This window comes from Photobacterium arenosum, assembly GCF_014841115.1.
GTDB lineage: Bacteria > Pseudomonadota > Gammaproteobacteria > Enterobacterales > Vibrionaceae > Photobacterium > Photobacterium arenosum.
This window is the reverse complement of the sequence record NZ_JACYTP010000013.1, coordinates 1-12,005: the sequence shown is the minus strand read 5'-3', so window position 1 is coordinate 12,005 and position 12,005 is coordinate 1. Positions and strand designations below refer to the sequence as shown.

Here is a 12,005-nt window from a genome sequence, read left to right as displayed (position 1 = left end):
GGCTGTTCCAGCCTGCAAAACAACAAGGCAAGCCATTGGGCTTGCCTTGTTGTTTTATCCTAACGTCAGTTTGTTATAGACTTGCCGCCTGCATCCCAACCGAGATAAAGCAAGTGCATCAGTCCATCTACATTCCAGACGATTTCATTAACCTCATCCGCCAAATTCTGCCAGACAGTCTGGATATGGACAGTTTCCTCGCCAGTTGCCGTACCCCGCTGCGTCGTAGTATCCGGGTCAATACACTGAAAATTTCCGTCGCCGATTTTTTGGCAAAAGTCAGTGATAAAGACTGGATCCTCACGCCGGTTCCCTGGTGTGAAGAAGGATTCTGGATAGAGTACGATGAGTCAGTCACTGAGTCTTTAGGCAATACTGCAGAACACCTGGCAGGACTGTTTTATATACAGGAAGCCAGCTCCATGCTGCCAGTCACCGCTTTACTCACAAACAACGAGCAAATCGGCTGTGTGCTGGATATGGCCGCCGCCCCCGGTTCAAAAACAACGCAAATCGCGGCCTCAATGCATCATGAAGGCGCACTGGTTGCTAACGAACTATCAGCCAGCCGCATCAAGGTATTACACGCCAACCTGCAGCGTTGCGGTGTGTCTAATGCCGCAATTACACATTTCGATGGGCAGATATTCGGTAGCTGGACCCCTGAAGCATTTGACAGCATTCTTCTGGATGCCCCCTGTTCAGGCGAAGGTGCAATACGTAAAGACGAAGACGCCATGGCAAACTGGAGCCTGAAGCACGTTCAGGATATTGCAGACATTCAGCGCGGCCTTATTGTCAGTGCTTTTCAGGCGCTGAAACCCGGCGGTGTGATGGTGTATTCCACCTGCACGCTTAATCATACTGAAAATCAAGAGGTGTGCTTATTTCTCAAAGAAACCTTTGGCGATGCAGTGCAATTTGAATCCCTTGCAGGTTTATTTAACGGTGCAGAGCAAACCTGTACCGAGGAAGGCTTTTTACACGTCTTCCCGCAGGTTTATGATAGTGAGGGGTTTTTTGTCGCCCGCATTCGTAAACTTGCGGCTGTTGAAAGCGAGCCGGCTAAAAAACGAAAAGCCATTTTTCCCTTCTCTCTGGCCTCGCGTAAAGACAGTGAGCAAATCCACCAGCAGCTGTACACAGATCTCAGCCTGACACTACCGCCAGAGCGGGAGGTTTGGCTTCGGGATCAGGAAGTCTGGTTGTTCCCTGCCCGCCTTCGTCCGCTATTAGAAAACATCCGTTTCCAGCGTATTGGCATTAAACTGGCAGAAAAGCACAAAAAAGGGTACCGCTGGCAGCATGAAGCAGTCATGACACTGGCCACAGGCAAAGAGCCAAGCTGTGTTTCTCTAACTACCGATGAGGCCAATGAGTGGATCATGGGCAGAGACATACGCCCGCAAGACCTCACTGGCAAAGGTGAAGTTATTGTTACCTATCAGGATTATCCTCTGGGATTAGGAAAATGGGTTGGGAATCGCATCAAAAATGGCCTGCCAAGGGAATTGGTGAGAGATACAGGTTTATCTGGAAAAATACTTTGAATTTGGAGCAGACGGTTATTGGTATCGATGATGGCAGTAGCCTTGACTGTCTCAGGGCTAAAACTGGCAAAAAATGCTGCTTGAACTAAGCTTGATATTGTAATTGATCTCCATTTATAAACCAGTTAGCGCAAGGCTCTCACGAGCCATTCCCCTAAGCCCGAAACAGGAGTCGTTTCGGGCTATTTTTTATCCTTTTTTAATCCCTTCTGCCCTCAGACCACCCGAATTTTTCCGGGCCGAATCTAGCTTCATTCAAAATACTCGAACAACTTACACAAGTTTTTCAGCTTTTAGTGCTGCAGCCCGGCATTTATAGTTAGCCCAAGTTCATTAAAGAATCACTATAGAAGGGACAGCATTATGTCTAAAGTTCTTGTTCTGAAATCCAGCATCCTTGGCGGTTACTCTCAATCAAACGCCCTGATTGATCATCTTGTCAACGTTAAAGCAGATAGCATCTCCACCATCATTGAACGTGACCTGGTTGCTCATCCGCTCCCTGTTCTAGACGGCGAGCTGGCAGGTGGGTTACGTGGCGGTGACAATCTGACCCAACGTCAGAAAGAAACGATTGCACTGTCTGATCAGCTGATCAACGAAATCAAAACCAGTGACACTATTATCATTGGCGCACCTATGTATAACTTCAGCATTCCGACTCAACTGAAAAACTGGTTTGACCTGATTGCCCGTGCAGGTGTGACTTTCTCTTACACTGAAAATGGGCCTGTTGGTCTGCTGACAGGTAAAAAAGTGATTGTTGTTTCTTCTCGTGGCGGCATGCATAAAGGTAACGCCACTGACACTATGGTTCCTTACCTGACCACTATCCTTGGCTTTGTCGGCATGACAGAGGTTGAGTTTGTTTATGCAGAAGCATTAAACATGGGTGATGAATTGGCCGATAAAGGCCGTGGGGAAGCGAAAGCACAGATTGAAGAGCTGGCAATCTAACAGCGCCTCATCTCTGCCGACATGTCATACGAAAAAAGCCGCTTATGCGGCTTTTTTATTATCAGATACAAACGGTTATTGTTACTTATCCGCTTATTTAGCCGGGCGGTTCGCCAGCTCAGTACGCTTATGTTCTTTCAATTGCTTACTGGCTTCACGACGCTCTTTTGATAGCTCAGCAGTGATGATGATGTGATCATCAACGCGGTCTTCATAATCCGCTTTCATGTTTTCAATAATGCTGACAATCTCTTCATGTGTCATATTCGGCTGAATGTAATCAATCAGGTTTTCCAGCAACTCAACGCGCTTGCGGTTGTCTCTGATCTTGCGGTCATTATCAAGAATTTCACGCTTAAGTTTATTTTTACGCCTTGCAAGACGCACCAATTCCAGGATATTGCTCATGTTTTGTCCTTACTTTGAAACTAGAAAACCTGCATTACTTGGGTTATAACAGAAACTTGTCTTTCTTCACAAGTAAGATCACTCTTAATTCACTACACCCTGCATTTCATTGATCTTGCTCAGCGCCTCAAAAATCAAGCTCAATTTTTAACCGATTAATTATACTGTTGATTTTCATTATTCTGATGACAGTTGCTTTTCATTAATGCGACAAGCAATGAAAAACAAATATGCACACTGTTTCTTGTTATGTGACTCACAATATACTGCGGAATTATTTGCTTTTGGAATACAAGAGCCTACTCTTTCTTAATACCAGTATTGATTTAGCTTAATACGATTGCGTGCGACACTTTTCGTCAGGACTCTTTCGGATGACTGTGGATGTAGAGTTAGCAATTCTTTGGTGTTTCGTTAAGCCTTATTGGTTAGCTACGTAAAGAGTAAGAGATTCAGGAGACAACATGTCCAAAGCAACAGGTACCGTTAAGTGGTTTAACGAGGAAAAGGGTTTCGGTTTTATCACTCAGGATAACGGTGGTGCCGACGTATTTGTTCACTTCCGCGCAATTGCCGGTGATGGATTCAAAACGCTGCAAGAAGGTCAAAAAGTACAGTACGAGGTTGAGCAAGGTCAAAAAGGCTTGCAAGCAGCTAACGTAGAAAGACTATAAGCTAACATCACATTAGCGTAAAAGGGGCTGCGAAGCCCTTTTTTTGTCGATGAAATCCGACCAGTTCCTCTTTCTCCTTTCAGGTAAAACCCTGAATCCATTTCACAATTCCTCACATTTGCAGTTATCTTCACAGTTTTTCAGGATTTTTTGGGTATGACTCACTATTTGCTTGCCGTCTGCTTTGCATTGTGGCCTAATAACTCTGCCTATAATGCAACGCTATTTATGCAACAAAGTGAAAAGTATACTTCGATACACCCGCTTCACCTAAGCGCCGTTGTCCTGAAGAGCTACATCCTTGTCCATAAGTAATCCATTATGTTGGCATGAAGCACGCCCAAGGGCGTATTTATTCCTATATTTTCAGGAGACATCCTATGTCTAAAGCAACTGGTACTGTTAAGTGGTTTAACGACGAGAAAGGCTTCGGTTTCATCACTCAAGACAACGGCGGTGCAGACGTATTCGTACACTTCCGTGCTATCACTGGTGAAGGCTTCAAATCTCTGGCTGAAGGTCAGAAAGTGAAGTTCGATATCGAGCAAGGCCAAAAAGGTCCTCAAGCTGCTAACGTTGAGCGCGCATAAGCCCTCTTCAAGCACATGAACACGAAAAAGAGCGCCTGAGGGCGCTCTTTTTATTTCCTCTGAATCATCCTCTGCCCCAAAAAACGCTTCCCGATGTTTTCACCTCAATGAAAAGCTTTGCTCTTCACCATTGAAGAAAAACTCACAGCGTCTGACCAAATTGCCTCCCACTCAGTTAACCCCCACATAAGATGCATAACCTGTCTCCTTAGCTCATACACCCTAGTTCACACTTTTCAACTTTAACCGCCATAAGCATTCAAGTGCACTATAGTGAACACAACTATGTATAAAAAAGCAGGCAATGGTTCCCCGGGTTCAGCCGTCTCCTTATTGCCTTCCGCTTTTTAAATGACAGATGTAAGGAATGAGGATCGATAAATGACAACCATTGCTAAACTCAATTACCGCAGAAAAATGGCAGGCTTACCCCTGATCCGTTTTAACCTGTTACGTCTGAATCCTGAAGACATGAACGATTTACGAGACGCCTATGCCGCAATGTATGAAATTTCAGACATTGCAGTTGGCGATCGCCGTGGCTATTTTTCGCTGGCCCGTGGTCACGGTTATGATCAGGATCTTTGCCACGATGATAACCGGGTATTTCTTACCTGGCACCGCTCATATATCTACTCATTCGAAAAGGCCCTGAATACGGCCTTACAGTGGAAACGTAAAGATAAAGAACTTGAACTCACATTGCCTTATTGGGACTGGACACAGTTCAGTCAATCGACTCATGCGGCAAACGGCCTGCCAAAAGTGCTCAATGACAGTCAGTATAAAAATGCAGAAGGCGTCCAGCTGGATAATCCCCTCAACCGGGCAAAAAGCCTGTATCGCATCACATCGCAAGGCCTGGAAGGTGATGAGCAGTACACACAACGCTTCCCCAACGCTTTTAAAAGCATCATCAGTCAGCTGAAAAACGATATTGATCGTTATATGGACAACCCCAACTTTATGCGCTTCCAGGAAGATTTCGATTTTGGAGCGCATGGTGCTGTGCATGTGTATGTCGGTGGTGCAGGTAACTCCCCCTTACCACAAGGATCCGGTGACATGAGCTCAGTCATTTCTGCGGCCTATGATCCCCTTTTCTGGCTTCACCATTCCATGGTCGACAAAGTCTGGTTTGACTGGCAAACACTGCACCCTGATGCAAATATTCCGACATTCGTTCAACAGAAAGTTGTCTATGACGGACGCATCGGGCGTGATCTGATTGACGCAGAGAATTCGCTAAAATACATCTATTCTGACAATTCAGTGGAATCCGCCATCGCAGCCACAGGTACCACCAATACCCTGCCAGCCAAATCACTCTCAGCAGCAGCAAGCCTGGCTAAAGAACTATCAATGGGACTGGTTGAAGGCGGCTTTGTCCGGGCGCAACTTGATTTCCTTCGTTTACATCCACCCAAAGAGAGTTATGAGATTCGCGCTTATATCAATAATCCCGCCTGCAATGCTTCAACCGGTTATGACGATGAAAGCTACTCTGGACGCCTCGTCCTGTTTGGTCATGGTACTTGTCACGGAGCATCAGGGCATTGTAATCCAACAATGGCCGTGCGTGACGATTACGATATTCGTACGAAGCATCCATTGCGCTACGAACACACACGTTATTCGATTGATCTCACTCGCGGATTGCGGCGCTTTATTGGTCGGAAGAAATCCGTCGATGATGTGAAAATCTACCTGCTTGTTATTGATGCGAAAGGCAAAGCCGTTCCACCTGAAACCCTCAAATATGATGGTTGTTCCCTTCGCACTTTTGCGAAGAAATAGCGATTGCCCTGTGGTATGTGCATCTTGCAGCCACAGGGTTTAACTATAATCAAATTGCCATGAAAATTACCGTTCCCTCTACCGCCGCAAGAAACGGCATTCTCCGTGTCTGGCTTCAACGGATCCCGGTCGACAGCCAGATCATTTATGCCTTTCGAACCAGCCCGAATGCCGCTGATGCGCACCCTATCAGCCAGGCTCATATCTACGGCCGCGGCGAAGGCTCATCCGCCTCTGAGAAAGTCATGCTGCAATTTCCTATCGGCCCGGGTGGCAAACCCTTTCAGGCTGGCGAAGTGCTTATCCTTAAAAGGCGCAATACAGCGGCTGACGCCTACGAAGACGTTCAACTCGATGTCATTGAGGTTACATAGACATCATTAAATTATGACGGCGTCACTAAAACACAGTCATACAACCAGGGCTGCATCACGCATGTAATGACTTTTCCAGACTCCGGCAGTCCAATGTTGGATTGAACAGACTTTCAGGCTATTAGCGGGCTGAGGTGTTTGGAGGGGGACTATAGGGGGACTGTAAGACGGTAGCAACTTAATAATCGAAGTTAAGTGAAATACTGTTGGTCATTATGAGTTCTGATTTATATCAAAACAATAATCAGTCAATTTGCAATCTGTCATCTAATTCTATCAAGTGATTGTTTTGTTTGAGTTTTTTGTGTTTTCATCAGACTGTCCCCTTATGTTAAAACTCGATGAGTTTTTTGTGCTTTATTATTGCAAGTATTTGTGATGAACCTATAAATTTTTTATCAAAGGATCAGTATTCTTCAATTGCGTAGGCTGTTGTGTGACTGTATCATACTATGTTAGGTTTATATTATTTCTATTGCATATTGGTGTGGTGTGTCTGATCAGGTAAATGCGACTATCATTGAAGCCACAGGCAAGGCGGTCTCAACGGCTAAATCAACTCCTGTTGATGGAGTGATTGGCCTTTTTAAGGGATTTTTTGGTACTTTTTCCCAAGAAAATCCTTATTTGACCACATTCTTGTTTATTGCTCTTTGTGCTTTTGTCGCATGCGTACTTTTGTCCCCTGTCTGGATTTATTTTTCTAGGCAAAAAACAAAGAGACTCAAGCACTTACAGGAGCATAAGGAAAAGTTAGCTAATATAAGACTTAGAGCTTTCGAGTTCAAAATGCAACAACAAGGTAGAAATAGTTTAGGAGCAGAAAAATGACTGGATTGTATTTGGCAATATCAGTGATTGTGCCAATATATATATTATGGCGCTATTATGATGCTTCAAAGGCATGGAAAAAAGTTGCCTCTGATTTAAATGATTACTTAGGTGAAGATCATCCTGAGCAATTGAAGTTGCTACTTGTTTCGATGTTTGAAGATACAATGAAGCATACTATTATTATTCGTATAGCTATTCGAAGTTTATTGAGAAATAAATCAAATAAGTCATTACCAGCTATCTCTCAGAGATTTAGTGAGATTAGTGAAGAGCAAGAAGATAGATTTTCACGTTTAATTGTGTCAATGATATTTGTTAACTTTAGGCTGTCCCCATTAACTTATTTGTTTTTAGTTGTATTAATCGCTTTAGTGAATTTTATCTCTGCAGTATTTAGTCGGTCTGATGAAACAGTAGATTTTGTTATGAAGGAAAGGTCTACTTCTAAATATGTAGAAAACTTTGCTAACTCTATATATAAAGACAAAATTGCACATTAATAAAAAGGAGCCTGATGGCTCCTTTTTTACATCCTCTGCCCAGACCAGACCACCTCACCAATTACTTCAAAATCACTGCTCATGATCTCATCTTTGCTCAGTTCCCACGGTTGGTAATTGTCGTTGTCACTGGTGACAGACAGGCCATGCTTTGAGAATTGCAGGCGCTTTACCATCAACTGACCTTCAAAGCGAAACACGTAAATTCCATCACCAGTAAAATGGTCAATTTGGTTCACCATGACCAGACAGCCATTCTTGAGCGTTGGATACATACTGTCGCCTTTCACTGGCATCAGGAAAACATTTGCAGCTTTCACCCCGACTTCGTTTTGAATGTAGGTTTCACTGAAAACGATATCGCTCGACTTCTCTTCACTCACCACTAAAGCGCCATGGCCCGCACTGGCTTCTACCTCGTAGAAATCGAGGCTCACATACCCTTTGGGCGGAGCAATAACCCCATTTTGTGATATTTGTCTCGCTTTTAGGAAAATATCTTCAGGGATTTTTTCACGTGTCTTCCATGACTGAATGGTCTTAGGGGAAACCCCTAGAACCTTTGCCAGATCTACGTTTTTAGCAGTGTTTGTAAGCTTCTTTAACTCTGCAATTTGCTCGTCGATACTCTGCATGTGTGCTGCTCCATGTCTGCAAATGTATTGCTAAGTGAAAAATGATCGGCAATAATGCTGCCATAAGTTGTTGCGGGTGATTTGCAGGCGTTGGAAACGCCTTGAATTGCTCCAAGTGTACTACATGGAGGCTATATGAATACAAATTTTGCACTGCTTGCACGATTCCAAAGTCCAACCGTTGAACTAAAGCAAGTCTGTCAGGAGTTCTTCGGCATTACGCCTAAGACGGCAGAACAGAAAGCTAAAGCATGTGATTTCCCCGTCCCTACCTTCAAGCTACGCGACTCTGAGCGCAGCCCTACCTTAATCAAAATTGATGACTTGGCGGCTTACATTGATACCCGTTACGAGCAAGCCAGAACAGACTGGCAGTCTGTGCGCGGTTAAGGGGGCGCTATGCATCCAATACACGCCCCTTGCCCGGACATGGCTGGCATGGTCAGCCCTGATCCAGAGAAACGCCAGCGCGCTGTATTCCTGCTGGGTAAATTGCGGGAAAAACACGGGATAAGAAAGCGCACCTACACACCCCGCCCGATGAACTACAGATGCACGCCAACAGGCTGCTATGAGGTCAATGAGTAATGCAACACGGTACGGTTTTTACTCGTCATTTCTTAAAACGTCTGCCGCAAGTCGTCCGTCAGGATATCCACACCAAGATAGCCAGCCGCCAACAGCGCGGCGGGGCTACCCGTGACAACCTTGACCGCTTCAGTGATGAGGCGGTGAAGTTCGGCTTGAAAGTCTCCCCCTTCATTGAAGACAAGTTTTCTTTTGTCGACAGCCGCAACAAGGTCAACGCTGAGCGTTTGAACCATAACATTCTGATGCGAGACGAGGCCGTGCGTAAGCTGGCCCGTCTGGTTGCTGATGAGAATATGCAGGCAATGAAAGACATTGACCCGCAGGTTTTTGACAGCTTTCTGGAGGCGATGAAGCACATCTATTCTGTGCTGGCTGAGAATATCCGCGCCATTTCCATTAACCCGCCAGTCATGCCGGGTGACAAGATGGAAGAAGAACGGGCCGAGCAAGAACTCACGGCTTCAGTGCTGAAAATGCAGTCTGAAGAATGGATTGAACGCCGCCTGTTACACCTTCGGGCGCAGTACATCGAGTACGCCCAGATTGCCCTTGAGCGCGTCGGCGACAAGGGGCACCAGTCAAAATACCTTTCTTATCCGTCTTTCCAGAACTGGAAGAACAAGCAGCGTGAAGCGGAGCGCTTCATTCAGAACACCGCGGTGTACAACGAGGCCACCGGGGAGCACTTCGACCTTGCTGAAGTGATCAAACGCACCACGGCCAACCCGGAAAACCGCCGCATTGAAATGATGGTACGTTCCCGCGGCTTTGAAGAGCTGGCGCAGGACTTGGGTTATACCGCCTTGTTTCTGACGTGGACATTGCCGAGTAAGTACCACCGCAATTCCAGCAAGTGGAACGGGGCCACGGTCAAAGAAGGCCATAGCAATCTGATGCAGCAATGGGCACAGGCCCGTGCCCTGATTGCCAAAGAAGATATTCACTATTTCGGTTTTCGCGTGGCGGAGCCGCACAAAGACGGCACCAGCCATGGCCACTATTTTCTGTTCTGCGATCCGAAAGACAAAGACACCCTGATTAACATCATTTCCGGCGTGGCGACCAGTGAAGACAGAGCCGAGCTGGGAGACGACATTTCCCCGCGCTTTGACGTTAAGGAAGCTGACCCGGCCAAGGGCGGCGCAACGGCCTATATCGCTAAGTACGTTTCGAAAAACATCAACGGCAAGCACATGCCGGACACCGAAGCCGAAGAAAGCGCCTTTCGCGTTCGTGCCTGGGCCTCGGTTCACCGTATTCGACAGTTTCAGCAGTTCGGCGGTGAGCCTGTTTCCCTGTGGCGACATCTGCGCCGGGCCACCGAAGAACAAACCCGCATTGATCCAAAACTTGAAGCCCTGAGACAGGCGGCAGATTCCTCTAAGTGGGCGCTGTTTTGTCAGCTCGCCGCTGATGCGCAGCTGGCCTATGAAGAAAAACAGAACCAGTACGGTGAGAGCGTGAAAAAAGCCATTGGCTTTCACTGGATCTCTGAAGGGGTGAGCACCTTCATTTCGACATGCAACGAGACTTACCGATTAGTGAAAAAGTCTGAGTTAGGGGCGCTGTTAGAGTCGCGGAGCGGCTCCCCTTGGAGCACTGAAAATAACTGTAACCCCCTGCTCGGAGAGCACTTAAAGCAGGTGACCGGATGGAGCCATGCCGGGGTGCAGTGCCTGATTAAACCCATATTGGCCGGGGCCAAAGTGCCAATAGACAAAGATTGCCAGCTCAAACTGGCAAATAACCGCTTAATTGTGACCCGAGGATAATTTGATGATTGAAACCATGACCGCCCAGCAGCTACGCCACGCCGAGAAAGCCATTGATACGGCGGAAGCCTTATCCGTGGAGGTGAAAGGCGAGATTGAAAAGCTCAAAGCACTGGATATGAAAGTGCTGGTGAAAAAGGTCTCAGCCGTGATGTTCAGCGGCGGCTCCCTGAGTCTGGAGGCTATCGGCCTGCCGGGTGATTTCTTTGACAAGCTGGAAATGCTCGACGGGATCAGCGCGAAAGCCCGCGCCGGTTATCGGGCCGAAGTACAAGCCCGCTTGGCAAAACTGGAAGGGGGCGAGGATGAGTAAGAACCCGACCCGCGGCTATATCCGCTGCACGGTGCCCGAGTGCGGCGAGGTCTGCACGGTGCACATGACCGGGGAGCACCGCCTGATGGAATCCGGCGAGCCGCCGAAGAACCCGCGCAATATCGGCAAACTCTATTACCGTTGCCCGCGTTGCGGGAACAGCACAAACAGCACGTCAATGCATGAGCACATTGAAAAGCACAAGGTAGACACGGTTCAGGCGCTGGGTGACGCGCCTGTTATCACTGTTCAGGAAACCGTTCAGGAATCTGTTAGCGAACCCGTTCAGGAAACGGTTCCGGATTCGGTTCAAAGCGTTAGCCAGAGCGTTACCCAAACCAGTGAGGACGGGCTTCCAGCGTTAACAGAGCCGGAGAAAGCCCCCGCGCAAGATGTCCCGAAAATAGCGTGGAAAACCCTGTATCCGTGGTTAGTCGGGTTATTTGTACTGGTAATGATTTTAATTGGTCTGTGTAAAGGTAAAAAAGATGACAGCAACAGCGGAAAACTTGCAGCACATTGAGGCGTTTGATCTCGTCGAAGAACAACCCCAGGCGGATGACTGGGCGGATTGGGGCGCAGCGATTCAGCAACTTGAATCTCAGGAAGTACCAGAGCCGGATGACAACGCCATGGCGCAGGACGCCGCCAACGATGAAGACGCGGCAGAAGCCGCGGTTGATTTACTCGACTTGGGTTTTGTCCTTTCAGAGCAGGCGATCACCTTCGCGATTGGTCTGGACTTTGAATATGACGAGAAAGCCAAGGCCAAGGTATTAAAAGCGGCCGGGCCATTGATGCAAAAGCACGGCGCGACGTGGTTGAACTGGCTCGGCCAATACAAGGAAGAGATCCTGTTTTTGGTGGCCGTTGTCGGTCTGGGCGGCGTCACGGCCCGTCAGGTGAAAGGGCTACGGGCGGAGAAGCGCGCCCAACTGGCAGAAGAGAAAGCACAGCAGGAGGTGGACAATGGCGAAAAAGCCAACCCTGAACCTGCCGCGGCCTAAGAA

16 protein-coding genes are annotated in these 12,005 nt (G+C 47.2%); 14 read left to right on the top strand and 2 right to left on the bottom strand.

Translation table 11 applies throughout. The features are described 5' to 3' along the window. Positions 1–113 precede the first annotated feature (113 nt). Positions 114–1,550, top strand: coding sequence for a 16S rRNA (cytosine(1407)-C(5))-methyltransferase RsmF (gene rsmF, locus IFO68_RS17280; RefSeq protein WP_192017072.1), 1,437 nt, complete (start codon positions 114–116; stop codon positions 1,548–1,550). A 363-nt stretch (positions 1,551–1,913) separates the two neighbouring features. Then, positions 1,914–2,507, top strand: a complete 594-nt coding sequence (locus IFO68_RS17275; RefSeq protein ID WP_192017071.1) for an FMN-dependent NADH-azoreductase — start codon at positions 1,914–1,916, stop codon at positions 2,505–2,507. 93 nt (positions 2,508–2,600) lie between these two features. Here IFO68_RS17275 and IFO68_RS17270 read toward each other — a convergent pair whose 3' ends face one another. Continuing rightward, the gene (locus IFO68_RS17270; RefSeq protein ID WP_192017070.1) at positions 2,601–2,915 is read right to left on the bottom strand and encodes a DUF496 family protein; all 315 of its coding nucleotides are present in this window, start codon (positions 2,913–2,915) and stop codon (positions 2,601–2,603) included. 464 nt (positions 2,916–3,379) lie between these two features. On the opposite strand from IFO68_RS17270, the gene cspE (IFO68_RS17265) reads away from it, so the two are divergent. The 6 genes from cspE (IFO68_RS17265) (at position 3,380) to IFO68_RS17240 (ending at position 7,684) form a co-directional block, all read left to right on the top strand. Continuing rightward, positions 3,380–3,589: a transcription antiterminator/RNA stability regulator CspE gene (gene cspE / locus IFO68_RS17265; RefSeq protein ID WP_027252187.1), complete on the top strand. Its 210-nt coding sequence runs from the start codon at positions 3,380–3,382 to the stop codon at positions 3,587–3,589. Positions 3,590–3,969: 380 nt separating this feature from the next. After that, positions 3,970–4,179, top strand: a complete 210-nt coding sequence (gene cspE / locus IFO68_RS17260; protein WP_027252186.1) for a transcription antiterminator/RNA stability regulator CspE — start codon at positions 3,970–3,972, stop codon at positions 4,177–4,179. A gap of 381 nt (positions 4,180–4,560) precedes the next feature. Continuing rightward, the gene (locus IFO68_RS17255) at positions 4,561–5,976 is read left to right on the top strand and encodes a tyrosinase family protein (RefSeq protein ID WP_192017069.1); all 1,416 of its coding nucleotides are present in this window, start codon (positions 4,561–4,563) and stop codon (positions 5,974–5,976) included. 59 nt (positions 5,977–6,035) lie between these two features. Beyond that, the gene (locus IFO68_RS17250) at positions 6,036–6,350 is read left to right on the top strand and encodes a hypothetical protein (RefSeq protein ID WP_192017068.1); all 315 of its coding nucleotides are present in this window, start codon (positions 6,036–6,038) and stop codon (positions 6,348–6,350) included. Between the two features lie 492 nt (positions 6,351–6,842). Continuing rightward, positions 6,843–7,181: a hypothetical protein gene (locus tag IFO68_RS17245; protein ID WP_192017067.1), complete on the top strand. Its 339-nt coding sequence runs from the start codon at positions 6,843–6,845 to the stop codon at positions 7,179–7,181. Then, positions 7,178–7,684, top strand: a complete 507-nt coding sequence (locus IFO68_RS17240) for a hypothetical protein (protein ID WP_192017066.1) — start codon at positions 7,178–7,180, stop codon at positions 7,682–7,684. The genes IFO68_RS17245 and IFO68_RS17240 overlap by 4 nt, the downstream gene beginning before the upstream one ends. 26 nt (positions 7,685–7,710) lie before the next feature. On the opposite strand, the gene IFO68_RS17235 is transcribed toward IFO68_RS17240, so the two are convergent. Further along, entirely contained in the window at positions 7,711–8,319 is a 609-nt protein-coding gene (locus IFO68_RS17235) for a S24 family peptidase (protein WP_192017065.1), read from the bottom strand. 135 nt (positions 8,320–8,454) lie between these two features. Here IFO68_RS17235 and IFO68_RS17230 point away from each other — a divergent pair, with 135 nt between their 5' ends. The 6 genes from IFO68_RS17230 to IFO68_RS17205 are packed head-to-tail and all read left to right on the top strand — an operon-like array spanning position 8,455 to position 12,002. Then, entirely contained in the window at positions 8,455–8,709 is a 255-nt protein-coding gene (locus IFO68_RS17230; RefSeq protein ID WP_192017064.1) for a pyocin activator PrtN family protein, read from the top strand. Between the two features lie 9 nt (positions 8,710–8,718). Then, the gene (locus tag IFO68_RS17225) at positions 8,719–8,907 is read left to right on the top strand and encodes a hypothetical protein (protein ID WP_192017063.1); all 189 of its coding nucleotides are present in this window, start codon (positions 8,719–8,721) and stop codon (positions 8,905–8,907) included. Then, positions 8,907–10,682 (top strand): replication endonuclease, encoded by a 1,776-nt coding sequence (locus IFO68_RS17220; protein ID WP_192017062.1) that lies wholly within the window; start codon positions 8,907–8,909, stop codon positions 10,680–10,682. Before IFO68_RS17225 ends, IFO68_RS17220 begins: the two co-directional genes overlap by 1 nt. A 4-nt stretch (positions 10,683–10,686) precedes the next feature. Further along, positions 10,687–10,995, top strand: a complete 309-nt coding sequence (locus tag IFO68_RS17215) for a hypothetical protein (protein ID WP_036760016.1) — start codon at positions 10,687–10,689, stop codon at positions 10,993–10,995. Beyond that, positions 10,988–11,518: a hypothetical protein gene (locus IFO68_RS17210; RefSeq protein WP_192017061.1), complete on the top strand. Its 531-nt coding sequence runs from the start codon at positions 10,988–10,990 to the stop codon at positions 11,516–11,518. The genes IFO68_RS17215 and IFO68_RS17210 overlap by 8 nt, the downstream gene beginning before the upstream one ends. After that, positions 11,484–12,002, top strand: a complete 519-nt coding sequence (locus IFO68_RS17205; RefSeq protein ID WP_192017060.1) for a hypothetical protein — start codon at positions 11,484–11,486, stop codon at positions 12,000–12,002. The genes IFO68_RS17210 and IFO68_RS17205 overlap by 35 nt, the downstream gene beginning before the upstream one ends. Positions 12,003–12,005: the final 3 nt, after the last annotated feature.

Bases quoted from the DNA above. Each gene is read 5' to 3' on its own strand.
- IFO68_RS17215 (WP_036760016.1), top strand. From the start codon at position 10,687: ATGATTGAAACCATGACCGCCCAGCAGCTACGCCACGCCGAGAAAGCC.
- cspE (WP_027252186.1), top strand. From the start codon at position 3,970: ATGTCTAAAGCAACTGGTACTGTTAAGTGGTTTAACGACGAGAAAGGC.
- IFO68_RS17250 (WP_192017068.1), top strand. From the start codon at position 6,036: ATGAAAATTACCGTTCCCTCTACCGCCGCAAGAAACGGCATTCTCCGT.
- IFO68_RS17255 (WP_192017069.1), top strand. From the start codon at position 4,561: ATGACAACCATTGCTAAACTCAATTACCGCAGAAAAATGGCAGGCTTA.
- IFO68_RS17240 (WP_192017066.1), top strand. From the start codon at position 7,178: ATGACTGGATTGTATTTGGCAATATCAGTGATTGTGCCAATATATATA.
- IFO68_RS17270 (WP_192017070.1), bottom strand. From the start codon at position 2,915: ATGAGCAATATCCTGGAATTGGTGCGTCTTGCAAGGCGTAAAAATAAA.
- IFO68_RS17210 (WP_192017061.1), top strand. From the start codon at position 10,988: ATGAGTAAGAACCCGACCCGCGGCTATATCCGCTGCACGGTGCCCGAG.
- cspE (WP_027252187.1), top strand. From the start codon at position 3,380: ATGTCCAAAGCAACAGGTACCGTTAAGTGGTTTAACGAGGAAAAGGGT.
- IFO68_RS17205 (WP_192017060.1), top strand. From the start codon at position 11,484: ATGACAGCAACAGCGGAAAACTTGCAGCACATTGAGGCGTTTGATCTC.
- IFO68_RS17230 (WP_192017064.1), top strand. From the start codon at position 8,455: ATGAATACAAATTTTGCACTGCTTGCACGATTCCAAAGTCCAACCGTT.
- IFO68_RS17220 (WP_192017062.1), top strand. From the start codon at position 8,907: ATGCAACACGGTACGGTTTTTACTCGTCATTTCTTAAAACGTCTGCCG.
- IFO68_RS17235 (WP_192017065.1), bottom strand. From the start codon at position 8,319: ATGCAGAGTATCGACGAGCAAATTGCAGAGTTAAAGAAGCTTACAAAC.
- IFO68_RS17275 (WP_192017071.1), top strand. From the start codon at position 1,914: ATGTCTAAAGTTCTTGTTCTGAAATCCAGCATCCTTGGCGGTTACTCT.
- IFO68_RS17225 (WP_192017063.1), top strand. From the start codon at position 8,719: ATGCATCCAATACACGCCCCTTGCCCGGACATGGCTGGCATGGTCAGC.